The organism is Proteus sp. G2674, from assembly GCF_009915195.1.
In the GTDB taxonomy this organism is placed as follows: Bacteria; Pseudomonadota; Gammaproteobacteria; order Enterobacterales; family Enterobacteriaceae; genus Proteus; species Proteus mirabilis.
Map to the genome: position 1 here is coordinate 113,543 of NZ_JAABLS010000024.1, position 25,022 is coordinate 138,564.

Annotated in this window: 26 protein-coding genes and 1 other annotated feature; of the genes, 11 read left to right on the top strand and 15 right to left on the bottom strand. The window is 38.4% G+C overall.

The window, feature by feature from the left end:
* The 6 genes from pheS to thrS all read right to left on the bottom strand — a co-directional run bounded on the left by pheS (position 1) and on the right by thrS (position 4,472).
* Positions 1-984, bottom strand: a complete 984-nt coding sequence (gene pheS, locus GWI58_RS11420; protein WP_004242610.1) for a phenylalanine--tRNA ligase subunit alpha — start codon at positions 982-984, stop codon at positions 1-3.
* A 102-nt stretch (positions 985-1,086) separates the two neighbouring features.
* Positions 1,087-1,209 (bottom strand) — a sequence feature (Phe leader region).
* Complete coding sequence (gene pheM, locus GWI58_RS18015) at positions 1,161-1,208, bottom strand: pheST operon leader peptide PheM (RefSeq protein WP_120655563.1); 48 nt, start codon at positions 1,206-1,208, stop codon at positions 1,161-1,163. It overlaps the preceding feature by 48 nt.
* 99 nt (positions 1,210-1,308) lie before the next feature.
* Positions 1,309-1,665 carry a 50S ribosomal protein L20 gene (gene rplT, locus GWI58_RS11430; protein ID WP_004242609.1) on the bottom strand — a complete coding sequence of 119 codons (357 nt, stop codon included), beginning with the start codon at positions 1,663-1,665 and terminating at the stop codon, positions 1,309-1,311.
* 43 nt (positions 1,666-1,708) lie between these two features.
* Positions 1,709-1,906: a 50S ribosomal protein L35 gene (gene rpmI / locus GWI58_RS11435; protein WP_004242608.1), complete on the bottom strand. Its 198-nt coding sequence runs from the start codon at positions 1,904-1,906 to the stop codon at positions 1,709-1,711.
* A 94-nt stretch (positions 1,907-2,000) separates the two neighbouring features.
* Positions 2,001-2,540: a translation initiation factor IF-3 gene (infC, locus tag GWI58_RS11440; RefSeq protein ID WP_012367833.1), complete on the bottom strand. Its 540-nt coding sequence runs from the start codon at positions 2,538-2,540 to the stop codon at positions 2,001-2,003.
* A 3-nt stretch (positions 2,541-2,543) separates the two neighbouring features.
* Positions 2,544-4,472, bottom strand: coding sequence for a threonine--tRNA ligase (gene thrS, locus GWI58_RS11445; protein ID WP_004242605.1), 1,929 nt, complete (start codon positions 4,470-4,472; stop codon positions 2,544-2,546).
* A gap of 457 nt (positions 4,473-4,929) precedes the next feature.
* Between thrS and GWI58_RS11450 the strand changes: the two genes are divergently transcribed.
* Positions 4,930-5,385 carry a PACE efflux transporter gene (locus GWI58_RS11450; RefSeq protein WP_004242604.1) on the top strand — a complete coding sequence of 152 codons (456 nt, stop codon included), beginning with the start codon at positions 4,930-4,932 and terminating at the stop codon, positions 5,383-5,385.
* 5 nt (positions 5,386-5,390) lie between these two features.
* Here the strand turns inward: GWI58_RS11450 and GWI58_RS11455 are convergent, their stop codons facing one another.
* Both GWI58_RS11455 and GWI58_RS11460 read right to left on the bottom strand, forming a co-directional pair.
* Positions 5,391-6,077 (bottom strand): helix-turn-helix transcriptional regulator, encoded by a 687-nt coding sequence (locus GWI58_RS11455; RefSeq protein ID WP_004251463.1) that lies wholly within the window; start codon positions 6,075-6,077, stop codon positions 5,391-5,393.
* Positions 6,078-6,168: 91 nt separating this feature from the next.
* Positions 6,169-6,516: a tRNA-binding protein gene (locus tag GWI58_RS11460; protein ID WP_004242601.1), complete on the bottom strand. Its 348-nt coding sequence runs from the start codon at positions 6,514-6,516 to the stop codon at positions 6,169-6,171.
* Positions 6,517-6,782: 266 nt separating this feature from the next.
* Here GWI58_RS11460 and GWI58_RS11465 point away from each other — a divergent pair, with 266 nt between their 5' ends.
* Positions 6,783-7,379, top strand: coding sequence for a GNAT family N-acetyltransferase (locus GWI58_RS11465; RefSeq protein WP_004247938.1), 597 nt, complete (start codon positions 6,783-6,785; stop codon positions 7,377-7,379).
* Positions 7,380-7,485: 106 nt separating this feature from the next.
* The gene (locus GWI58_RS11470) at positions 7,486-8,220 is read left to right on the top strand and encodes a MarC family NAAT transporter (protein WP_004242597.1); all 735 of its coding nucleotides are present in this window, start codon (positions 7,486-7,488) and stop codon (positions 8,218-8,220) included.
* Here GWI58_RS11470 and GWI58_RS11475 read toward each other — a convergent pair.
* A complete protein-coding gene (locus GWI58_RS11475; RefSeq protein WP_036918227.1) occupies positions 8,172-8,873 on the bottom strand; it encodes a transglycosylase SLT domain-containing protein in 702 nt (233 codons plus the stop codon). The two genes, GWI58_RS11470 and GWI58_RS11475, sit on opposite strands and share 49 nt — an antisense overlap.
* Before the next feature lie 390 nt (positions 8,874-9,263).
* Between GWI58_RS11475 and GWI58_RS11480 the strand changes: the two genes are divergently transcribed.
* The 5 genes from GWI58_RS11480 (at position 9,264) to GWI58_RS11500 (ending at position 13,847) form a co-directional block, all read left to right on the top strand.
* Complete coding sequence (locus GWI58_RS11480; protein ID WP_004242594.1) at positions 9,264-10,172, top strand: metal ABC transporter substrate-binding protein; 909 nt, start codon at positions 9,264-9,266, stop codon at positions 10,170-10,172.
* Entirely contained in the window at positions 10,169-11,056 is an 888-nt protein-coding gene (locus GWI58_RS11485; protein WP_004251467.1) for a manganese/iron ABC transporter ATP-binding protein, read from the top strand. The genes GWI58_RS11480 and GWI58_RS11485 overlap by 4 nt, the downstream gene beginning before the upstream one ends.
* A gap of 2 nt (positions 11,057-11,058) precedes the next feature.
* On the top strand, positions 11,059-11,970 hold the full coding sequence (locus GWI58_RS11490; RefSeq protein ID WP_004242585.1) for a metal ABC transporter permease: 912 nt from the start codon (positions 11,059-11,061) through the stop codon (positions 11,968-11,970).
* A complete protein-coding gene (locus GWI58_RS11495) occupies positions 11,967-12,824 on the top strand; it encodes a metal ABC transporter permease (protein ID WP_004242584.1) in 858 nt (285 codons plus the stop codon). Before GWI58_RS11490 ends, GWI58_RS11495 begins: the two co-directional genes overlap by 4 nt.
* Positions 12,825-12,974: 150 nt before the next feature.
* On the top strand, positions 12,975-13,847 hold the full coding sequence (locus tag GWI58_RS11500) for a fructosamine kinase family protein (protein WP_004242583.1): 873 nt from the start codon (positions 12,975-12,977) through the stop codon (positions 13,845-13,847).
* A 93-nt stretch (positions 13,848-13,940) separates the two neighbouring features.
* On the opposite strand, the gene GWI58_RS11505 is transcribed toward GWI58_RS11500, so the two are convergent.
* Positions 13,941-14,495, bottom strand: a complete 555-nt coding sequence (locus GWI58_RS11505; RefSeq protein WP_004242582.1) for a YniB family protein — start codon at positions 14,493-14,495, stop codon at positions 13,941-13,943.
* Between the two features lie 185 nt (positions 14,496-14,680).
* On the opposite strand from GWI58_RS11505, the gene hxpB reads away from it, so the two are divergent.
* From hxpB to GWI58_RS11520, 3 genes are all read left to right on the top strand, one after another.
* Positions 14,681-15,349, top strand: coding sequence for a hexitol phosphatase HxpB (gene hxpB / locus GWI58_RS11510; protein ID WP_094959118.1), 669 nt, complete (start codon positions 14,681-14,683; stop codon positions 15,347-15,349).
* Positions 15,350-15,606: 257 nt separating this feature from the next.
* A complete protein-coding gene (locus GWI58_RS11515) occupies positions 15,607-16,173 on the top strand; it encodes a metal-dependent hydrolase (protein ID WP_020945544.1) in 567 nt (188 codons plus the stop codon).
* Positions 16,174-16,414: 241 nt separating this feature from the next.
* Positions 16,415-17,806 (top strand): L-cystine transporter, encoded by a 1,392-nt coding sequence (locus GWI58_RS11520; protein WP_094959117.1) that lies wholly within the window; start codon positions 16,415-16,417, stop codon positions 17,804-17,806.
* A gap of 323 nt (positions 17,807-18,129) precedes the next feature.
* Here GWI58_RS11520 and htpX read toward each other — a convergent pair whose 3' ends face one another.
* The 5 genes from htpX to GWI58_RS11545 form a co-directional block, all read right to left on the bottom strand.
* Complete coding sequence (htpX, locus tag GWI58_RS11525) at positions 18,130-19,008, bottom strand: protease HtpX (protein WP_004242578.1); 879 nt, start codon at positions 19,006-19,008, stop codon at positions 18,130-18,132.
* Positions 19,009-19,387: 379 nt separating this feature from the next.
* Positions 19,388-20,740 (bottom strand): OprD family outer membrane porin, encoded by a 1,353-nt coding sequence (locus GWI58_RS11530; protein ID WP_004242576.1) that lies wholly within the window; start codon positions 20,738-20,740, stop codon positions 19,388-19,390.
* Positions 20,741-21,644: 904 nt separating this feature from the next.
* A complete protein-coding gene (gene prc / locus GWI58_RS11535) occupies positions 21,645-23,705 on the bottom strand; it encodes a carboxy terminal-processing peptidase (RefSeq protein ID WP_161769190.1) in 2,061 nt (686 codons plus the stop codon).
* Positions 23,706-23,724: 19 nt separating this feature from the next.
* Positions 23,725-24,417: an RNA chaperone ProQ gene (proQ, locus tag GWI58_RS11540; RefSeq protein ID WP_004242572.1), complete on the bottom strand. Its 693-nt coding sequence runs from the start codon at positions 24,415-24,417 to the stop codon at positions 23,725-23,727.
* 95 nt (positions 24,418-24,512) lie between these two features.
* Entirely contained in the window at positions 24,513-25,010 is a 498-nt protein-coding gene (locus GWI58_RS11545; protein WP_004242571.1) for a GAF domain-containing protein, read from the bottom strand.
* Between the last annotated feature and the right edge of the window lie 12 nt (positions 25,011-25,022).

A 25,022-nucleotide genomic window follows, 5' to 3' on the forward strand; every position in this document is an offset into this window, starting at 1 on the left:
TTATTTAAACTGTTTGAGGAAACGAAGATCATTTTCGAAGAATGAACGTAAATCGGTGACACCGTAACGTAACATAGTTAAGCGTTCCATACCCATCCCGAAAGCAAAACCAGAATAAACTTCAGGATCGATACCGACATTACGCAACACATTTGGATGCACCATACCGCAGCCCAAGACTTCTAACCATTTGCCATTTTTACCCATTACATCAACTTCAGCTGAAGGCTCTGTAAATGGAAAATAGGATGGGCGGAAGCGAATTTCCATATCTTCTTCAAAGAAGTTTTTCAGAAAATCGTGCAGTGTTCCTTTTAAATTAGTGAAGCTAATGTCTTTATCAACAATTAAGCCTTCAACTTGATGAAACATTGGAGTATGTGTTTGGTCATAGTCATTACGATAAACACGGCCAGGTGCAATAATGCGGATCGGTGGCTGTTTATTTTGCATAGTGCGAATTTGTACACCAGAGGTTTGAGTACGCAATAAACGTTTAGCATCAAACCAGAAAGTGTCATGATCAGCTCTTGCAGGGTGATGAGCAGGAATATTTAACGCATCAAAGTTATGATAGTCATCTTCAATTTCAGGGCCTGATTCCACAGAGAACCCTAATTCGCCAAAGAAAGTTTCAATACGTTCAATTGTGCGAGTAACAGGGTGCAGACCACCATTTTCAATACGACGTCCAGGCAAAGAGACATCAATTTTCTCAGCCGCTAAACGTTCGTTTAATAGCGCTGATTCCATTTGTTCTTTACGAGCGTTCAGTGCTTGCTGAACCTCTTGTTTTGCCTGATTAATGACCGCTCCAGCAGCTGGACGCTCTTCAGCGGGTAAGTCGCGCAGCGTGGACATCTGGAGCGTTAAATGACCTTTTTTCCCCAAGTATTCAACACGAACCGAATCCAGCGCAGCAACATCCTGTGCCTCTTCGATAGCTGCTTTAGCTTGAGCAACGAGTTCAGCGAGATGTGGCATCGTTTCCTCTTCCTTTGACCTGATGAGGTCTATTAGTTGTTATCAATGATGACGATTAAAAAATTGCCCTTTTGATTTCTGAACTCAAGTTTGAGTACTGAAAACAAAAAAGCCTCCAAAATGGAGGCTCCGGCGCTACTTTTCGTTTCTTTTCTTACGCGCAAAAGCCCCCAAAATTAGGCGCTAAAGTAAAAAAAGAAGCGGAAAAAAGCGATATTTAACATTGAGACATTCTCATTATGTGTAACTTATTGAATTTTACCATTAAGCCACAAATTTAGACAAAATAAAAGAGGGAGTTAACTCCCTCTTCCATTGACTTAATTAAGCCAGAGCACCTTTCGCTTTTTCAACTAAAGCAGCAAATGCAGCTTTGTCGAATACAGCGATATCCGCCAGGATCTTACGGTCGATTTCAATAGATGCTTTTCTTAATCCATTGATGAAACGGCTGTAAGACATGCCGTTCTGACGAGCTGCTGCGTTGATACGCGCAATCCACAGCTGACGGAACTGACGTTTTTTCTGACGACGGTCACGGTACGCATATTGACCAGCTTTGATAACAGCCTGGAAAGCTACACGATATACACGAGAACGTGCACCGTAATAACCTTTAGCTTGCTTTAAAATTTTCTTGTGACGAGCACGGGCGATAACACCACGTTTAGCGCGAGCCATATAACACTCCTAATGTCTATAATTCTGTTAAAAAAACTGATACTTATGCGTATGGTAGGCAAGCTACGACCAGGCCTAAATCTCCTTTAGAGATCATACCTTTTGGACGTAAATGACGTTTACGCTTAGTTGATTTTTTAGTCAGAATGTGACGGAGGTTAGCGTGCTTACGCTTAAAACCACCACCTGCAGTCTTTTTAAAGCGTTTAGCTGCACCGCGTACTGTTTTAATCTTTGGCATTTCTATAATCCACTTCGCATTGTTAATAACATAAAATAATAAGGCGAATAGCAGTCAGTCAATAAAGACTGACGCTATTACTTGAATTGCCTAACTATTTCTTCTTCGGCGCTAGCACCATGATCATCTGACGACCTTCAATCTTATTAGGGAAAGATTCAACAGAAGCCAGTTCATCCAAATCTTCACGGATGCGATTAAGCATTTCCATACCGATTTGTTGGTGTGCCATTTCACGACCACGAAAACGCAGTGTGACTTTGGCTTTATCGCCATCTTCAAGAAAACGAATCAGGTTGCGTAGTTTGACCTGATAGTCGCCTTCATCTGTACCAGGACGGAATTTAACTTCCTTGACCTGAATAACCTTTTGTTTCTTTTTCTGTTCTTTGAGAGTCTTACTTTTCTCATAGAGGAATTTGCCGTAGTCCATAATACGACAAACTGGCGGCTCGGCATTAGGACTGATTTCAACTAAATCAGCACCTGCTTCCTCGGCTTTCTCAAGAGCCTCTTTCAGACTAACAACTCCAATCTGTTCGCCGTCTAAACCTGTTAAACGAACTTCATGAGCGCGAATCTCACCATTGATACGATTCTGACGCGTTGATTGAATTCTTTTTCCGCCTTTAATACCTTATTCCTCCAACTGATGAAGACTTCTGCTTCTGATTTCTTGCAGAAGTTTTTCTTTAAAATCGTTAACGTCGATACTGCCAAGGTCTTTACCTCGACGAGTACGAACCGCTACTTTGCCTGATTCGACTTCTTTATCACCGCAAACAAGCATGTACGGAACACGACGTAAAGTATGTTCACGAATTTTAAAGCCAATCTTCTCATTTCTCAAGTCTGCTTTTGCACGAATTCCGGCATCTTGCAATTCTTTGACGAGTTTTTGTACATAATCAGCCTGTCCATCCGTGATATTCATCACGACAACCTGCTGTGGTGCTAACCAAGTCGGGAAGAATCCTGCGTATTCTTCAGTTAGAATACCGATAAAACGTTCTAATGATCCTAACACCGCTCGGTGAAGCATAACAGGTACTTTACGCTCATTATTTTCAGCAACATAAGAAGCGCCTAATCGACCTGGCAATGAGAAGTCCAGCTGTACTGTACCACACTGCCATGCACGATCTAAACAGTCGTAAAGTGTAAATTCAATTTTAGGGCCATAAAACGCCCCTTCACCCGGCTGATATTCAAATTCAATATTGTTATCAGTCAAGGCTTTTGCTAAGTCTGTTTCTGCAATATCCCATAAAGCATCTTCACCGATGCGTTTTTCTGGACGAGTAGACAGCTTAACAACGATTTTTTCAAATCCGAAAGTAGAATATACATCATAAATCAATTTGATGCAGTTATTTACTTCACTTAAAATTTGTTCTTCTGTACAGAAGATATGTGCGTCATCTTGTGTAAAGCCACGAACACGCATTAAACCGTGTAATGCACCAGAGGGTTCATTACGATGACAGCTACCAAATTCAGCCATACGTAATGGTAAATCACGGTAAGAACGTAGACCTTGTTTAAAAATCTGCACGTGGCCTGGGCAGTTCATAGGTTTGATACAATATTCACGGTTTTCCGAAGAAGTAGTGAACATATTCTCTTTGTAGTTTTCCCAGTGACCTGTTTTTTCCCAAAGAACACGATCCATCATAAATGGACCTTTTACTTCCTGATAATCATATTCTTTTAATTTGCAACGTACAAATGTTTCTAACTCACGGAAAATAGTCCAACCATCATTATGCCAGAAAGCCATACCCGGCGCTTCTTCTTGCATATGATATAAATCAAGTTGTTTACCTATTTTACGGTGATCACGTTTAGCGGCTTCTTCTAAACGTTCTAAATAAGCTTTTAACTGTTTCTTATCAGCCCAAGCGGTACCGTAAATGCGTTGTAGCATTTTGTTATCGCTATTACCGCGCCAGTATGCACCTGCGATTTTCTGTAATTTAAAGTGATGGCAGAAACGCATGTTTGGCACATGGGGGCCACGGCACATATCAATATACTCTTGATGATGATAAAGTGCTGGGTGTGCATCTTGACTGATATTTTCATCAAGGATAGCGACTTTATAATCTTCACCACGAGCAACAAAAGTTTCCCGTGCTTGTGCCCAAGTTACGCGTTTTTTAATGACATCGTAATCTGTTTTCGCCAACTCTAGCATACGTTTTTCTAACGTTTCTAAATCTTCCTGCGTCAGAGAATGATCTAAATCCACATCATAGTAGAAACCATTTTCGATAACAGGACCAATCGCCATTTTGGTTTGTGGCCATAACTGTTTAATTGCGTGTCCTAATAAGTGGGCACAAGAGTGACGAATAATTTCAAGACCTTCATCGTCTTTTGCGGTAATAATCGCCAGTTGTGAATCTTGCTCGATTAATTCGCAAGCGTCCACCAGCTCACCATTAACGCGCCCTGCAATGCAGGCTTTGGCAAGTCCAGGACCGATATCTGCAGCGACATCCATGACAGAGACTGCATTTTCAAATTGACGTTGGCTCCCGTCAGGAAGAGTAATAATTGGCATTTAAAATCCTTAGTTACAGTGGTGACCCATACGCAAGATCACATGCATTCTTAATTTTACTTTAAAATTTAATACGTTATTAGCAGTTACTTGCTTCACTCTGCAAGTTATGTACACCAAAGTTTTTACGACAATAAAAGTACTTTGGCATACTGCTATAACTCAAGCGTGATATTATCATAGCAACAACAAATTATATATGCTTTTAATTATGTGAATATGCTTACTCCCTACCGTCATATTCACTTATCATAATGACAGTCACTGATGACTAAACTAATATGATACAAAATAGGAAATACACGATAGGCTATAATTAATTTTTTAACGAACAAATAGAATAGATATTTTTATCTATTTTCATTATTATTATCATCATCAAGCGGAAACCGTGGCTTTAAAATACTACTTTTCTGGGGCGGACCAGTGACTTTATTTAACATTAAAGGTACAGCTTGTGTTTTATCTAGCCCCTCGCCTACGCAAATTAGTTTATGCCATTACCTTTGAACTATTGGCTATTTTATTAAGCACCTTATTATTAGCATTTTTAAGCCAAAGTGGCTCAAACAACTCTCTTCCCGTCGCCATCGCTGTATCAGTTATTGCGCTGATTTGGAATTATCTATTTAACTCTTTTTTTGAATTTATTGAATTAAAATTAAAACTTGTAAAGCGAACCGTCGTAGTACGGTTAACTCATGCTATTAGCTTTGAATTAGGTCTATTTTTTTTTACTATCCCATTATATATGTGGTGGTATAGTGTTGGCTTTACAAAAGCAATCAGTATGGAGGTGACCATATTAATTTTCTTTTTTATTTACACTTACTTATTTACCTTAGTATTTGATAAATTATTGCCTCGTACTTATTCGCTAGCCCCCAAAAAAGAAAAACAACCACATCAGTAAGTCGTTTACTGTCGATATTCACTGGGGGTTTTATGAAAGTATTGACGAAAAGCTTGGCTAAAAGCCGAATGTGAATCATACCCTACCGCTAAAGCAATATTTTCAATCGTTAATGATGTGTATTTGAGCAACTCTGCGGATTTAGCGAGTCGCTTTTGCATCACATACTGCATAATAGATATGCCTAATTCCGCTTTTACTTTGCGCTGTAGCGTACTGATTGATATGTTTAATGCACCAGCAATATCAGAAGCTGTTAATGGCATATGCAGTTTATCTTCTAGCCAGAGATCTAATTTATCCCCCCAGCTTGGTTGTACTTTCATTTGGGCTAATAGCAGACGTGCGAGAGTGGAATGATGTTCTGGCGCTTGAGGGTATTGATGTACCCACGCTAATAATCCTATTGCTGCGGGTGATAAGGCAAACATTCCCCCTCTTTCATTCAGTCGCCACTGTGATGTGACAGGAAGTTCTAAAATAAGATTTTTATTATTGAGATGACCAGCAAAAGCATGATCGATGGTAGGTGGGATAATTAAACAGTTTTGTTGAGAAATAAGAAAATCTTGCCGATTGAAATTAACTTCCATCGTTCCGGTTAAGCCAAAGATGATCTGCCAGATATTCTCATGCTGATGTGATACCGTATCTTGTGTATAACATCGCAAATGTAATTCAGGTAATAACAAAACATCCCCTTACACATTAACGCTCACAGTAAAATAAATACTATAACAAAATCGCTGCGAGCGTTAAAAGAAAAGGACTATTAGCTATAGATCATGCTAAACGAGCCCCATCAGGCACAGGTAAATTAAATTCTGCGAGAACGATAGCACCGTTTTCATCAGCAGCCCCGGTAATCAACACCTCAGACTTGATCCCTGCAATCCGCTTAATAGGAAAATTGCAAACACATAAAACTCGGCGACCAATTAGCTCCTCAGGAGTATAATTCACGGTAATTTGCGCACTAGAGCGTTTAGTCCCTAGCTCTCCCAAGCTGACTTCCATTACATAAGCGGGTTTCTTCGCTTTTTTATTTATTTCAGCACTTATAATTGTGCCAACCCGCATTTCTACCCGTAAAAAGTCATCCCATTCGATGGTGTTGGTGGTGTCTGTCATCTTGCTACCTATTATTTTATTGCTATGTCTTCATTAAGATTATCGAATAAGTATAGATTAGCATGACATCGGTATCCTGCCCTGTTGCTAAGCTGTCATTCTCTGTTGTTAAACACTCATGACGTTATTTTTCTCTTTATACAAAAACAAATTCTTAAGCTATTTTTAATCACCGTTAAAATAAGCGTACCAATTAATAAATTTGTTATGTATAAAAAGTATTCTTGCCTTGAAACTATTTAATACACCGACTTAGAGAATCGCCTATGAGAAAGATAACAGACTGGACTACCTTAGAAGGTAATTTAGTACGTTTAGTACCATTAAGCATGGAGCATGCATCACCATTACGTGAACTGATTGCTAAAGATAGGCCTGATGAACTTTGGTTTACCACAGTTCCTTCTGTCACTACATTAAAACAAGATATTGAGCATAAAAGACAATTACAAAAACAAGGAGTAATGCTTCCTTTTGCCGTTATTGATAAACGCCGTGAACGTGTGGTGGGAGTGACGACCTATATGAACGTAGATAACCATACACCTAGAGTAGAGATTGGTTCAACATGGTATGCAAAAGAGGTACAAAGAACGGGTATTAATACCGAGGCGAAATATCTATTACTTAAATATGCATTAGAAGATCTGCAATGTATTGCTGTTGAATTCCGCACTCATATCTTAAATCAAACCAGTCGTAGAGCGATTGAGCGTTTAGGTGCAAAACTCGATGGCATATTACGTAATCATCGTTTGACCACCAACGGTCAACGCAGAGATACCTGTATCTATAGTATTACCGATTATGATTGGCAAGCGGTGAAAACACATCTTGAGTGGTTAATGAAAAAATACCCATAACCTTCTTATAAATATAAAAATATTTCTTGATATCAACACTATTATTACTATTTATTTGCTATGATCGGTAGCCTTAATTACCTGTTGTTAGGAGCCTTTACACTCTATGTACTCTGTTTACCAGTTTTTTCAGGCTATCGGTCTTGGTCTTATTTTACTTCTACCGCTAACTAACCCACTCACCACGGTCGCGCTTTGGCTTGGTCTGTCGGGGAATATGACCAAGGAACAGCGTAATCAACAATCCTTTATGGCATGTGTCTATATTTTTATTATTATGACCATCGCTTTTTATGCGGGTCGTGTAATAATGACGACCTTTGGTATCTCTATTCCAGGCCTTCGTATTGCTGGGGGGATGATCGTTGCTTTTATTGGTTTTAGTATGTTATTTCCCCATACTCCCAATGTGGACGATCCGCTTTCAGAAGAAAAAAATCCGCATCGAAATCCTCAGGCGCCCAATATTGCTTTTGTGCCCTTAGCCATGCCAAGTACCGCAGGGCCGGGAACAATTGCGATGATCATCAGTACAGCAGCATCAATTCCTTCACGTACAGATATTGCGCAATGGGTATTATACGTTGCACCTATTACCACTTTCTTTTTAATTAGCCTGATTGTTTGGCTTTCACTGCGCGGTTCAACCGGTATTATGCGCTATCTCGGCCATAGTGGTATCGATGCTATTTCTCGTGTTATGGGATTTTTATTAATTTGCATGGGAGTTCAGTTTATGATTAATGGTGTACTTGAAATCATTGCTGATCTCCCCGCTTTATTACAACAAGCTCAATCAGCGGCTGCTGCCAGCTTATCAGAAAAGTTATCCGCTAAATGATAGGCTGCTTTGACCTTCGCTAAATAGCGTGGTGCTTGAGATGCAGGATGATTTTTTTCAACGTAACGATAAAAATCATCCGCGCTCATGGCATTAATTTTGGCAATCGCCGTATCTCTATTTTTATCAAAAGTTCTGAGTAATGCACCCGCCCCATTCACATAAGCCAAAATAGTCGCGTAATAGAGTGTTTCAGGATTGGAGATCCCAGATAAATGTCGCTCTCTTAATAATTGAATATAAGCAGTGCCTAAATCAATATTAGTAGCCGGATCTTTTAGCTGAGCGGTGGTTGGTTGCCCTGCTTTTCCTCTATTTTGATAAATATCTCTCCCCGCTGTGGATGCCTTTATTTGCATTAATCCAACCGCATTCGATTTACTTATCACTTCTGGCCTAAAATTAGATTCTACCTGAATAATGGCTTTAATTAAGGTTTCATCAACACCATAACGGGCTGAAGCTTGTTTAATATGCTCATCAAAAGGGGTGTTTTTCCATTGAGCAGTAGAAATTGAGGCATTATTCACTCTGTGCTCTACAGGCTGGCTATTTAAAAATCGCGGTGTCTCTTTTTTCGCCGTTTGGTGATTGGGATCTGCACACCCTGCCAGCAGTAAAATTGCCAAAGGAAATATTATGTTGGTCTTCACACGTTATCCTCATCATTTCGCCCTATGCTTTATAGGAGATTATTAAAAAACACAAACCTAACGCTGTCCATTAAAAAAATGGACTAAGGATAAGCTTCTCTCATAAAAACAGATACCTTAACCAGCAGTAAGCCATGATTTGGCTGTAAATTTCATCAATTGTGAGTATTAAACAACCTTTCACACCAATAGTTACCATCGATTGTTAATTTTTATAAAGAAAGACGACAATTTACTTAACATTTATTGAAATACATGCTGTTATCTTAGTATCAGCTGTTATCAAATAGCTATTTTCACTTTCACACAGAGATAACTTGACTTTTTTGAAATGATATTGATAATCATTATCAGTTAGAGAATTCCACGAAAATTATAAGGCTATATAATATGGATATGTTCCGCTCTGTAAATAAAATTTCGCTTACGGCATTATGCTTAGTTGCCTCAATCTTCTTTATAACCCCTGCACAGGCAAAAGATAAGCTAAAAGTTGTCACGACTTTTACTATTATCCAAGATATCGCACAAAATGTTGCTGGCGATGCTGCCGTTGTTGAATCTATCACCAAACCCGGTGCAGAAATTCATGATTATCAACCAACACCAAAAGATATTGTCAAAGCGCAAAAAGCTGATCTTATTTTATGGAATGGGTTAAACCTTGAGCGTTGGTTTGAACGTTTTTTCAATGAATTACGTAATGTGCCTGCGGTCGTTGTCACTGAAGGTATTACCCCTATGCCTATTCGTGAAGGGGCTTACAAAAACAACCCAAACCCACATGCATGGATGTCGCCTAATAATGCATTAATTTATATCGAAAACATTCGTAAAGCGCTCGTTGAACACGATCCAGATAATGCCGCAATTTATAACCAAAATGCCGCGCGTTACGCTGAACAAATTAAACAACTTGATGCGCCATTAAGAGCAAGATTAGCGCGTATTCCTGAAGAAAAACGCTGGTTAGTAACGAGTGAAGGTGCCTTTAGCTATTTAACCAATGATTATGGTTTTAAAGAAGTGTATTTATGGCCAATTAATGCAGAAGAGCAAGGCACCCCACAACAAGTAAAATACGTGATTGATACCGTAAGAGAACACCATATTCCTGTCGTGTTTAGTGAAAGTACGATTTCCGATAAACCTGCTAAACAAGTGAGTAAAGAGACTGGTGCAAAATATGGTGGCGTTCTTTATGTAGACTCACTTTCTGCCCCAGGTGGAGAAGTGCCTACTTATATTGATCTACTTAATATTACTGTCGATACCATTGCGAAAGGATTTGGACAATGAATGATAAAAAAATAAATCCTACTCTTACTGTTGATAATGCAACGGTAACCTATAACAACGGTCACACTGCTATTTATGATGCAAGTTTCTCTATCACTGGTGGCACAATTTGTGCCCTAGTGGGCATCAACGGTAGTGGTAAATCCACACTTTTTAAAACCATTATGGGATTAGTCAAACCCTCAAAGGGTACCGTAACATTAAATAATCAACCTATTCAGCAAGCACTTAAACAGAATATGATTGCTTATGTGCCACAAACAGAGGAAGTTGACTGGAATTTTCCTGTACTGGTTTCTGATGTGGTGATGATGGGACGTTATGGAAAAATGGGTTTTTTTCGTATTCCATCGAAACAAGATCATGAAGTGGTTGAAGCTTGTTTAGAGCGTGTCGGCTTATCAGGGCTTGGACATCGCCAAATTGGTGAGCTATCTGGTGGGCAGAAAAAACGGGTATTCTTAGCACGAGCAATGGCACAAGAAGGCACCGTACTGTTATTAGATGAACCTTTTACTGGCGTGGACGTAAAAACAGAAAATGCCATTATTGAATTATTACGTAACTTGCGTAAAGAAGGTCACCTAGTATTAGTATCAACTCATAACTTAGGTAGTGTACCCGAGTTTTGTGATCACGTTATTTTAATTAATAGAACAGTGCTTGATAGCGGGCCAACAGAAACCACCTTTACCCAAAAGAATTTAGAGCATGCTTTTGGTGGCGTATTGCGTCATATCAGCTTATCAGGCCCTGATCTTCACGACGACGACGATCCACGTTCACTTACCGTTATTACCGATGATGAACGCGCTGCCGTTTTCTATGGCCACCATGAACAACATACTCCCGCTCATCAAAGTAAGCGTAAACAAGGAGATTAGCGATGCTAGAGTTACTCCTACAACCTTTTGAGTATAACTATATGGTAAAGGCTATCTGGGTAAGTGCCTTAGTTGGTGCTGTCTGTGCCTTTTTATCTTCTTACCTTATTCTTAAAGGTTGGTCATTAATGGGAGATGCCCTCTCCCACTCCGTCGTTCCCGGCGTTGCCGGTGCTTATATTTTAGGGTTGCCATACGCAGTGGGTGCTTTTTTTACGGGTCTACTTGCTGCTTTATCAATGACTTTTATTCGTCACATTACACGATTACGTGAAGATGCGGTGATTGGCTTTATTTTTTCTACTTTTTTTGCTTTTGGTCTGTTGCTGGTTTCATTAAACCCTACTGCCGTCAACGTTCAGACCATTATTTTAGGGAATATTCTCGGCATTGCTGATGAAGATGTCTGGCAAGTCGTTATCATTACTGGTGTCTCTTTTCTTATTCTATTTTGTATGTGGAAAGATTTATTAGTTGTATTTTTTGATGAAGTACATGCTCGCTCTATTGGTTTATCCCCTTTAAAACTAAAAATCATCTTCTTTACCTTGCTCAGTGCATGTACCGTTGCTGCGCTACAAACGGTCGGCGCTATCTTAGTTATTGCTATGGTAGTTACTCCCGGCGCTACCGCTTATTTACTCACTGACCAATTTAAACGACTCGCTATTATCGCTATTTGTATTGGTACAGTAACCAGTGCTGTTGGTGCTTATCTAAGTTATTTCTTTAATGGTGCTACGGGGGGCGTTATCGTCACAATGCAAACCGCCCTTTTCTTATTAGCCTTCTTATTTGCGCCTAAACATGGCATGTTGGCAGCCCGTCGCCGCGCACGTCAAAGTTCACAAGCACTTATTTCACAATCCCAGCATCCAAAAGACGTTACTCAACAAGAAGAGGTGCAACTATGAATGAATTAATGGAATTTTTCATTGAACCTTTTCAATATCCTTTTATGCAACGTGCAATTATTGCCGCGGTTATCATTGGTATCGCCTGCGCTATTTTATCTTGCTATATGGTGTTAAAAGGTTGGTCACTAATGGGAGATGCTATTTCTCACGCTGTTTTACCTGGCGTGGTATTAGCTTATGTCACTGCAATTCCTTTAACGATAGGGGCTTTTCTTTCGGGTCTATTTTGCTCATTTGCAACAGGTTATTTAAAAGAGCATAGCCGAATAAAAGAAGATACGGTAATGGGAATTGTCTTTTCTGGTATGTTTGCTGTCGGTTTGGTGATCTTCGCTAGTGTAGATACTGACCAACATTTAATGCATATATTATTTGGTAATATCTTAGGTATCACCCCTGATGTGCTTATACAGATTAGTGCTATTTGTTTAATTACTATTACTATTATGCTGGTTAAACAAAAAGACTTTATGTTGTATTGTTTCGACCCTAATCAAGCAAGAATTGTCGGTCTCCCGGTCGCTTTATTACATTATGGCTTACTCTCTATTTTGGCGTTAACGATTGTCGCCTCGATGCAAGCCGTTGGGATTATTTTAGTGGTCGCCATGCTGATTTCTCCGGGGATCACCGCTTATCTATTAACGCGAAGCTTCTCTCGAATGATCACACTCGCTATCCTTTTTTCTGTTATATCGAGTGTTATTGGTACATTTATCAGTTTTCATATTGACGGTGCCACAGGCCCTTCTATTGTACTCACGCAAGCGGTGTTCTTTATTATTGCATTACTCTGTAATCAGATTAAATTGGCAAAAATAAAACGGCAAACTAAACCCGCCAATGCCTAATAAAAATCTTTATTGCTATAAAAACGGGATAATCATCCCGTTTTTTAGTTTTATACTGTATTGATTTAATTAAAGTGTTATTGTCATAGTATAAACATCGCTCGTTACTATTTGGGTCTACTAAGTAAACAACTTTGCGAGGTGTAATCTATGTGGCAGAATATTGGTCGTTTGCTTGAATCAAATTTAGGATTTTCAGCAAAGATCAGCGAAAAACACCACCTTTCAAGCGGTGATATACACCACACTTGGAAAATTCAATATGGTGAGATCCCTGTCTTTGTAAAATCTAACCTACGGGAATTTTTGCCCACCTTTAAAAATGAAGCAGAACAGCTTGAAATGTTGGCAAAAAGCCAAACGATCCGTATTCCTCGCGTATTAGGCATTGGCAATAGTAAAGATACTAGCTTCTTACTGTTAGAATTTCTGCCTGTGCAACCTTTTACACCTCACAGCGCGTATTGTTTTGGTCAACAGTTAGCTAAATTGCATCAATGGGAAGAACAACCCCGTTATGGTTTTGATTTCGATACCCATATAGATACCACACCTCAAGCAAATGGTTGGGAGAAGCGCTGGAATTACTTCTATTCGGAAAAGCGTATCGGTATCCAGTTGCAACTCGCTTCAGAGAAAGGGATGGTTTTCGGTGATATAGAAGAAATCATTCAAATCATTAATCACCGTTTAGCCGATCATCATCCACAACCCTCGCTATTACATGGTAACTTATGGCCTAAAAATTGTGCTGCTATAGGTCAATCTGAAGGAACGATGTTCGATCCTGCTTGTTATTGGGGTGATCGCGAATGTGATATTGCCATGTTACCGCTATGCTCTTCTGTGCCAGCCAATATTTTTGATGGTTACCAAAGCATCTGGCCTTTATCTGAAAAATTCCTATCACGCCAGCCTATCTACCAACTCTACTATTTCCTTAATCGCTGTCATTTATTCGGTGAAGAAAAAGATTACCTAGCAGCCAGAAAAATCATTGATGATTTGCTCGGCACACACTAAAACAATCTGATTTTATTTACCGATAGATAAAAATAAACCTCGCAAAATGTTACCCTGCGAGGTTTATTTTAATTAAGTCAATGTGATAGATAACTACCAGCCTAAAAATTTCAGCAGAAAATAACCAATTGCGATCACAATAATAGGTGAAATATACAGCACCATGACTTGAGTAAATAGTGTATGTCTCGGCAATTTTATATTCTGCTCTAGCTCTTGCGCTGTAATACCACTTTTTAGTGCTCGTTCAATAATTAGTTGATCTTGAATATTTTCTTTTAAATATTTCACTTGGCGATACATTCTTAACCCTGATGCACTCAGTGCTAAGCCAATAAACATTAAAAAGAAGATCACAAAGAAGATAATATTCTGTTGGCTAAAACCTATTTGAGTGTTGGGTACTGGAGAATGACGCCAAAAAAAGTCTAGCCACGGGGTATTAAATTGTACCATTTCTGCTAATACTCGAAAAAAATCATTAATCACAGCATTAACACCCTCGCCATTTGCTCTTGGCATCGCAGCTAACTCAATCAACGAAACTGTCGTTGAAATAAAGGCAGGAATAAAAATAAGCCAACCAATAACACGTTTTACAATGGCATATATTCCTGCATGTTGATAACTCATTTTGTCCTCACTCATAGAATTCGGCAATATGCACCTAAATATCCTAATCTAATTAACGGCTAATATGTCAATAATTTAATAGCTATCATTTTCTCTATTTATTTTTTAAAAGAAATAAGAAACTGATTAAAAAAGATTTTCCAATCAACTCTTGCTACAATCATTTTTCATCAACATAGACCTTATTATGGAGAGTAAACATGTCTTTTAAATTGCCCATTGAAGCCGCTATTTTTGATATGGATGGTTTGCTAATCGACTCAGAGCCGTTTTGGGCACAAGCAGAACATGAGGTCTTTGCACAATTAGGTGTCGATTTATCACTTGCTGACAGCATGCCCGACACCGTCGGCTTAAGAATAGATCAAGTTATCGAACTTTGGTATCAAGTATCACCTTGGCAAGGCGTAACACAACAAGAAGCTAAAGAGAAAATGATTGCTCGCGTTGTACAACTTATTGAAGATAAAAAACCGCTGCTCCCTGGTGTTGAACATGCCCTATCTTTATGTCAATCATTAGGTTTAAAGATAGCCTTAGCCTCAGCATCACCGCATTTTATGCTAGAGCGTGTACTTGAGTTGTTTAATATTCGTCATTACTTCTCTGCCGTTGTCTCTGCAGCTGATTTAGCGCACAGTAAACCTCACCCAGAAGTCTATCTCAATGCTGCTAAGGCACTTAATGTTGCACCCATTAATTGTGTCTCTTTAGAGGACTCACGCAATGGTATGATTGCTTGCAAAGCCGCAAGAATGCGCTCAATTGTTGTGCCTGCAGCGGAGCAGTTTAATGACAAATGCTGGGGATTAGCCGATGTTAAACTTGCCTCTCTCAACGAATTAACCAAATCTCAATTATTAGGCTAACGACTTTAGTTATAGCCTATAAAAATTTATAAAAGGGTATCATTTATTGTCGATATCCTTTTTCTATATTAATTCTTATCCCTTATCTAAAATTTGGTTATTTTTAACACATCCGAATAAAATATTTCTGTTATTGCTTAATAATTAAGGCAATTTTTATCTTTTATGTCTGTTAGTTGCTGTAAAAACCTTTTATACTTAAGCACTGTATAAATGAACAGCAAGCGGTAAAAACCGCATATAGGCATAGATAAGGAATGACAGCCGAAGGACATTTACTTTTTTCTGTTGCAACACTCGTCTTAGCACAGAAATTAGAAATAACCCCCGTTCTTGCTCAAGGTGATTGGTTTCACATGATCCCTGCTGTCTTATTAGGTTCACTACTACCAGATTTAGATCATCCTGGCTCTATATTAGGACGCCTCTTTCGGATAATCTCATTACCGCTATCAAAACTCTGTGGTCATCGTGGATTCACACATAGCCTACTCGCCTTTTGTGGTTTAGCCATTTTATGGGAAACACAAGTTGCGCCTTATATAGCGATTTCGGCTGATTTTTTTCACGCCCTTTTGCTAGGTTACTTAAGTCACCTACTGGCAGATATGCTAACACCATCAGGTGTACCTTTTTTATGGCCACTAAAAATGCGTTTTGCCTTACCGATTTTAGCGAAAAAAAATAGCAAAAAAGGAGAACGATTTATTTCTGTCATCATCTTAGTTGGTGCACTATTTCTGCCCCCACACCTAACTTTTTCTCTTCCCACACAAATAAATCACTGGTTACAAATGTACCACGATAAACGTACACCTTTTTAACTCTCCTTGACAGTTCTCTACTTTCCTCTATCTATTTATAGTTAATTAGTCTTTTTTATACCAATCTTCCTTGTTTTTATAACTAAACGACTATATAAAAGAATAATTGATTATAAAAAGTTATTAACAATACTGTTACCATATAGCGAGTTGATGCTGTTATATCCTTTCTTATTACCTAAGAACTCATATCGCATACAATCGCCAAATTTATATATAAAAATCTCGTTGGAGAGTTAAGATGAATTTTCCGTTAATTATTAACGTACTCGTCTTTGTTGTGCTATTACTCATCTTGGCTAAATTAAGCCAACGTCAGTGGAGCCTGTCAAAGAAAGTTCTTGTCGGTTTGGTCTTTGGGGTGGTGTTTGGGCTGGCGTTACATGCATTCTATGACGCACACGATCCTATTATTAAAGAATCTATCCTTTGGTTTAACATCGTTGGTAACGGTTACGTGCAACTGTTACAAATGATTATTATGCCATTGGTATTTGCTTCTATTTTAAGTGCAGTATCACGTTTACACCAAGCATCATCATTGGGAAAAATTAGTGCACTAACCATTGGTACACTTCTATTTACAACGGCAATTGCTGCTCTTATTGGTATTGTTATAGCCAATATCTTTGGTTTAACAGCGGAAGGTCTTGTTCAAGGGGAACAGGAAGCACAGCGTTTAGCCGCTATTCAACATAATTATATAGGTAAAGTGTCTGACTTATCTGTACCTCAGTTAATTTTATCTTTTATTCCTAAAAATCCATTTGCCGATTTAACTGGTGCAAGCTCAACCTCGATTATTAGTGTAGTTATCTTTGCGGTATTCCTAGGAATGGCTGCAATAAAACTGCTTAAAGAAGATAAACCTCGCGGTGAAAAAGTATTAGCAGCGATTGATAGCTTACAAGCGTGGATCATGAAGTTAGTCCGTATCGTTATGGCATTAACACCTTACGGTGTAATGGCACTGATGACTAAAGTTGTGGCAAGCTCCAATCTGCATGACATTATTCAACTCGGTAGCTTCGTTGTTGCCTCTTATGTTGCGCTGGGCTTAATGTTTGTCGTTCATGGTTTATTAGTTGGATTTACTGGCTTAAGCCCAATTAAATTCTTCAAAAAAGCAGGACCATTATTAGCATTTGCATTTACAAGTCGTTCGAGTGCAGCCAGTATTCCATTAAATATCGAAACACAAACTCGTCGCATTGGTGTTCCTGAATCGATTGCCAGTTTCTCATCGTCTTTTGGTGCGACAATTGGTCAGAATGGTTGTGCCGGTATTTATCCTGCTATGTTAGCCGTTATGGTGGCACCAACAGTCGGTATTAATCCTTTCGATCCTCTTTGGATTGCCACTTTGGTAGGTATCGTAACCATTAGCTCAGCAGGTGTTGCGGGTGTCGGTGGTGGTGCAACCTTTGCAGCCCTGATCGTTTTACCAGCAATGGGATTACCTGTAACACTGGTTGCCCTACTGATTTCTGTGGAGCCTCTTATCGATATGGGTCGTACTGCATTAAATGTCAGTGGCTCTATGACCGCAGGTACTATTACTAGCCAAATGATGCGCCAAACAGATAAAGAGATCTTTAATCAGGAAGAAGAAGCTGAACTTAATGTGAAATAAACCACATGAACAATTAAGTTAAATCTCTTAAAGCCAGTTTAATTTTAAACTGGCTTTTTTATTTTTATATTAATTTAACTGCCTTTTATCAATCAATAGATATGATGAAATGCATCACTAGCTCTGAGGCTTAACTTAATACCTATAAAAATATTAAGAGATGAGGATATTTGGCTGAACCAGAACGGTCTGTTAAATAAAACGAAAAGCGATTGTAGGAATTAATTAAAGCTAATGAATCACCAACAAAAATGCCAGAAACATTTCTGTCTCTGGCATTTGTAAACTGATAATTAAAAATTATTTATCGCTAATAGTTTCTTTTACTTGAGATATTCGCCACTACGTAGTGCTTCAATACGTTTATCTAATGGTGGGTGTGATAAAAATAACTCACTAAATGACTTATTACGGCCATTAATACAGAAAGCCATCATACTGCTCTCTTCTTGTGGCTCATAGCTGGTTTTTAAGCGTTGTAATGCCGCTATCATCTTCTCACGGCCAACCAGTTTTGCAGAGCCTGCATCCGCATGGAATTCACGGTAGCGAGAGAACCACATCGTAATAATACTTGCCAAAATGCCAAAGACAATTTCAAGCACCATAGAAACGCCCATATATACCCATGGGTTTCCGTTACTGTTTTCACTCTCTTCATCGCTCGAAATAAAATTCGCCACAAATTGAGCAATGATACGGGAGATAAAGATCACGAAAGTATTCACAACACCTTGTAATAAGGTCATCGTTACCATATCACCGTTGGCAACATGGCTAATTTCGTGTGCAATAACAGCTTCCGCTTCGTCACGGCTCATACTGGCTAATAATCCGGTACTCACCGCCACCAGCGAAGCATCACGACGAGCTCCAGTTGCAAACGCATTAATATCTGGTGCATCGTAGATTGCAACTTGAGGCATTTTAATCCCCACTTGCTCAGACTGACGTCTTACAGTATCAAGTAACCAACGTTCTACTTCAGAGGTTGGATTTTCAATCACTTGACCACCAACGGATCGTAATGCCATCCATTTTGACATAAGTAAAGAAACAAATGCACCACCAAAACCAAATAGGCCAGCCATGATCATTAAACCCTGAACACTGCGGCCTTGAATACCTGTTAAAGATAAGATGATCCCGAACACAAACATGACAGCTAAGTTTGTTAACAGGAATAAGGCAATCCTCATCATATTGATACTGTTCCTATTTTATCTAATTACCACATTGCAAAAACTATCTTATAAATAAGGCTTTTTTTTATTTTATCAAGTCTTTTAACTTGTTTGCTACTAAAAACGATATAACTTTACATTTTAATAAAAGAAAATGTAATTAATAGCTAAATTATGGAGGATTATTTTCACATAGAGGAGGAATAACAGTCTAGGCAAGATAGGCCCAAAAATAAATGCCTAGTGATGAAATTTTAACAAAATAAATTAATTGAAGGCGTTTTGTTAGATTAAAGGCTTGGATGCCAGCTTTATCTATTTTTGTACATGGCTTACCATCAGGCAAGCCATGCACCTATACAGGGATGAATTCTGTTATCCCTTACCCTATAAACAATTACATTTTAAAACGATATGTCGTTGTCATAGAGCCTGATAATGAGTGAGCACGTCGTGAGTGACCATCATACAGTTTTGGTGTGGTGTAATCATTTTCTTGTTGATGGTGCCAACCAATACCGCCACTTAAAGAAATAGAAAGATTAGCCGTTGGCTTCCAGTAGCTAAATAAGCCAAACTGCCCTTGTTTTAATCTTTCGCCGGAGTAACTAAATTCACTATAGTTAGTCCGTGCACCAACAGACAACTCATTGTTAACTTTGTATGCAGCTTCTAATGCACCCATCACTTCACCATCACGCACATAGTCAATATCTGCATAAGCTGGTGAGTTAAAGCGTCCACGAGTATTCCCAATTGGGTTACGCGCAAATTGACCAACACCATTGGCTTTTTTCGCATCGGTATAAGTCACACCAGTACGAATGGTCCACGCTGATTCAGGAATACGCCATTCCATAGTACCAGCAAAGTGCCATGCATCCTTATCAAAGTTACGTTTACCTGCATTAGCATTGGTTAATGTGCGTTTTCCTTCACTGCCATAATCGTGGTAATAAACAACACCACCTAGAGTAACGTCTGATGTTAACTTATATTTTGTTTCTAAACCGTGTTGACGGAATACATCATCCGCCTGACCATAGAAATAATAGACTTTTAATGGTTTGGAATTATAGTTAACTCCCCCAGTAATAACATGGTCAATATTATGTCTAACACCATTACCATCACTGAAATACATTCTATCGATATTTGGGCTATCACGACGCATAACTTTTCCGTCGAGATACAGCAAATCTAAACTCCAATCACCCATCGCCGTATTAGTGTAATAACCGTTATAACTGTTTAATGATAAGCGCTGTGAGTTAGTAAAAATACCTGTATTCTTCAAGGTAAACCAACCCGCTTTACCATTAATTAAAACAGGATCTAAATCGAATCTCACTTTTGCAAAACGTTGACCAATTTTGTTATAGCCTTTTGCTTCACCATCATCATTATATAATATGGCACGAGAAGCGAAGTCTTTACTTGCTCCTAATTTAATACCACCATAATAAGAAACATCGAATCCAAGAATGCCACCTAAATAACCAGATCTGAAATCAGCTTGGAAGTTTTGCCCCCAAGCATTAGCAACTTGTTTTCTATAACGTTGCTCTTGTTTATCAAAACGGTTTTCTGTTTTTAGGTATTTCCACATATTAATGGTAGTCAGCTCAAGTTCAGAATCAGAAATAAATGAGCTTTCTTTAATTGTATTTTCCCAATTCCCAGCATTAGCAGCGCTCACAGCTAAAAAACAAGGGGAAAACATAAACAACACCATTCTTTTTAGTTTCATTTTAAATTCAACCTGGTTAATAACTATTTAAATTTATTTATATTCAATAAGTTAAACAAAGTACTATTTTTATATTTAGCTAAAAGTAACGCTCGCTTAAATTGTATAAACTTAAGCCAAATCGCTATTTTTTTAGCATCAATAATGCTAGGTAGTCATCTCACCACATTGTTATTTACTTTTTTGAGCAATAAAATGCTTAAGCAAATTATAAATAACTTACCTTCTAGTCATTAGTCCTTAATGAGAAAATCTATTCTAAAATTAGCGCATCTAGCGTTTATATAACTGCGCCGATGAGAAGAGATTTTGCACTTAGCATTTGGGTGAGATTTTTAATCTGTTACTATTACCTTAGTATGTCAGAATGATACAAAATTTTATGATCTGTATGCTATCGTAATTTTATGTCAACTAGAGCGATCATTGTCACAACATGTTACATTTATTGCAATAAGTAAACCATTAAATGTGAATTTAATCACATTTAATAAGGCATTTATTTTTTTATCTTATTTAATAGATAAAAATCTAGCTTTTATTTACCTTATAAAAGATTTTTTATCTAAAACCCCTTGTATTCCATTTGGTTATATTTTTCAAAGCTAGCATCAAATAGATTTTAAATAAAAACTTAGATTACATGATATTAAGAATATTTTTATATAAAAGCAGTTAAATATCTTAACGAATCCTTATGTTACTGGTAACTAAATATAACTACTGAGAAAAATAGCGAAATAATAGTATGAGACGATTTTCTCACTAAAGATATAACTAAGGTTATTATAAAGCATTAGATACCAGATACTTTTTCAGACAAATATAGGGAAATAAAAACCCCCAATAATTGATTAATCAACTATTGGGGGTAAATTTGAATCACTTTCTTAAGTAGAAAAACTTAATTTAATAACTTCTTAGGTTTTAATACCTTTGCAAGATCATCCGCAATATTAGCCGTTTCATCTAAGTAAGGATCAGGGCCTTCATAATCCTTCGGTAAATCATCAAGTGATTTTAGTGGCTGCTTACCCTCTAACTTAAGACGTTGGTTAATACGCTGTAATTTTATGGCTTCTAGCTCTTTATTCTCTTTTTCGCGCTCTGCAAAATTAAGAACAATAAACTTATCTTCACCTTTGGCTTTAGCTTCATTGTAGCGCTTGATATCATCAAAGATATATGAAAACTCTCTATCATTCGCGATACGTTTAGCATGTTGATCCGTCAATGTAGGTAGTGCTTGTTTTATTTTCTCTGAATACTCAGACAGCTTATAATTAGCCGGTGGAATACTGTCCCAAGGTAAAGCATTATCTTCATTGCTTTCCCCCATTTCTGAATTATCAAAGCTTGGTAATAACAAGTCTGGTGTCACCCCTTTTAATTGGGTACTTCCGCCATTAATACGATAGAATTTTTGGATAGTGTACTGAACTGAACCTAAACTAGGCCAATCAGGACTTAACATCTGATCATAAACTCGTGTCAATGAACGATATTGTTGCACCGTTCCTTTACCAAAGGTTTGCTCACCGACAATTAATGCGCGACCATAATCTTGCATTGCAGCAGCAAAAATTTCAGAAGCAGAAGCACTAAAGCGGTTAACGATAACCACTAGTGGCCCTTTATAATAGACAACATCATCACGATCATAATCCTGGCGTACTCGACCATTATTATCACGGACTTGAACGACGGGACCACTTGGAATAAATAAACCTGATAATGCAATAGCTTCCGTTAACGCACCGCCCCCATTACCACGTAAATCAATAACTAAAGCAGATACATTGTCTTTAGCCACTTTTTGTAGTTGGGTTTTCACATCATTAGTTAAACCGACATAGAAACTAGGAATATCTAAAATAGCGATTTTATCACCATTAATCACTTTTTCGGTTAACTTGACCGCTCTATCTTCTAGGCGGATCTGTTCTCTTGTTAAAGTGATAGTTCTTGGCTTCGCCCCTTTTTCATCAGAGATAACTTCTAGTTTAACTTGGCTACCTTTAGGGCCTTTGATTAACGCGACAACGTCATCTAAGCGCCAACCAACCACATCAACCATGGGTTTATTATGTTGACCGACAGCGATAATTTTATCACCTACTTTTAGCGCTTTACTTTTAGCAGCCGGTCCGCCCGTTACCATGGAATTAATCATTGGATAATCATCATCCATTTGTAATACGGCACCAATCCCTTCTAATGAAAGGCTCATCTCTGAATCAAAGGCTTCCGTATTTCTTGGTGATAAATAACTGGTATGGGGATCAATTTCACGCGCAAAAGCCGTCATGATAATTTGGAATACGTCTTCACTTTGGCTTTGTGTTTGGCGACGTAATGCAGCTTTATAACGTTTTGTCAGTGTTTCTTTGATTTCACTATCTGTTTTGTCAGAGAGTTTAAGTGTTAGCCAGTCGTATTTTACTTTTTCATCCCAAAGCTTATCTAATTCAGCTTGCGTTTTCGGCCATGGTGCTTTGGTTCTATCTAACTGAAATTTATCTTGTCCAGTGAGATCGATAGGTTGATTTAATCGATTTAAAGCATATTGAAAGCGCTCAAAACGTCTTTTTTGCGCAAGGTTAAACAGATCATATAAAGGACCTAATTCACCTGTTTTTAAATATTCACCCACTTTAGTTTTATCTTTATCAAACTGGGCAATATCTGACGCTAATAATACGTTATGGCTATAATCCAATAAATTAAGATAACGATTAAAAATCTTTTCGGAAAAACTCGCGTCTAACGAGAATTGACGATAGTGGGAACGTTCAAAACGAGCGGTGACACGTTCACTCACTGTGGAATGTTGTGGCTCTTGCTTTAATGTCGGTAATTGATTAATAGTCACCATGGCTGGCGTGGCTGGTTTATCAGCCATGACAGCGGAAGTGCCTGTTAACGCTAATCCGATAGCAAAAGCCACATTTAAAAGTTTGTTCATGCTCTGGTTGGCCTCCGTATCAGAACTTTAAATGTTCCGTGCGTACATTCATTGCCAAACCGTTAGGCAATTGTACACGTACACCCTCTTTCGCTATTTCTAGCACTGTCGCATCCATCACGCTACTTCCAACGTTAACTTTCAGCGATTGACCTACAGTAAGCACTGAGATGTCTTTGACTGGGGTTAACTTTTCAGTATTTTGGCGTGGCGCTTTGCGAGGCGCTTGATTAGCTTGCTTTTGAGGGCGAGGCTGTCGTTTTTCACCATCTTTAGGTGCTTGACGACGAGGATTTGGCTTTTTCGCTGCCGGACGTTTACTGGTCTCCTTATCACCTTCAGCTTCGCGCTTTTTAGCACGTTGCTCAGCTCGTTGAGCTTGAACGCGCGCTTTCGCTTCGGCTAATTGTGTACGAGCATGTGCAATATGCTCTGCTTCCAGCTCTCCGCAGTCGTTACCATTCAAGTCGACACGTTTAGCCCCTTCTTTTACACCATAAAGGTAGCGCCAACTTGAGGTATACAAGCGTAAGGCAGAACGTAACTGTGTCTTACTCAGCTGAGTTTCATCTTTTAGATGCTCAACGAGATCTTGAAAAATACCGACTTTCAAAGGGCGTGCTTCACCCTCAGCGATAAAACACTTAGGGAAACGTTCCGCTAAAAAAGCGATGATTTCTTTACTACTGTTCAACTTAGGTTGATTTTCCATGAAATTTCCTGATTACAACGGTTTTGCCAACCAGCGCAGGCATGAACAAGCGACATTATAATAGTGTTGCCAACAATTTCTACGGCAAACGCCTGTTATCTTACACAAAATTCACAATATTTTGCGGTATGACACGTTTTTAAATGCTCGCAGAGCACGTCACACAACGCTTTAAGCCCATTTTCATCTTTTTTATCAAAACGACCAAAAATAGGGCTATCGATATCGAGAACGCCGATAATTTGTCCATTTACCTCTAAAGGTAGAACAATTTCAGACTGACTTGCACTATCACATGCAATGTGTCCACTAAATTGGTGAACATCATTAACTCTTAGAATTTTGTTTTCTGAGAATGCCGTTCCGCAGACTCCTTTTCCAAAACCAATCCTGACACAAGCCACTTTACCTTGGAAAGGACCAAGAACTAATGAGTTACCATCATTAAGATAAAACCCGACCCAATTTATCTTGTCTAACTTCTCGTAAATCAATGCACTGGTATTAGCAAGTGATGCGATAAAGTCATTTTCACCAGACAACAAGGCTGACAAATTATCAGTGAGTTCCTGATAAAAATTTAATTGTGGCATCAGAAGATCCTA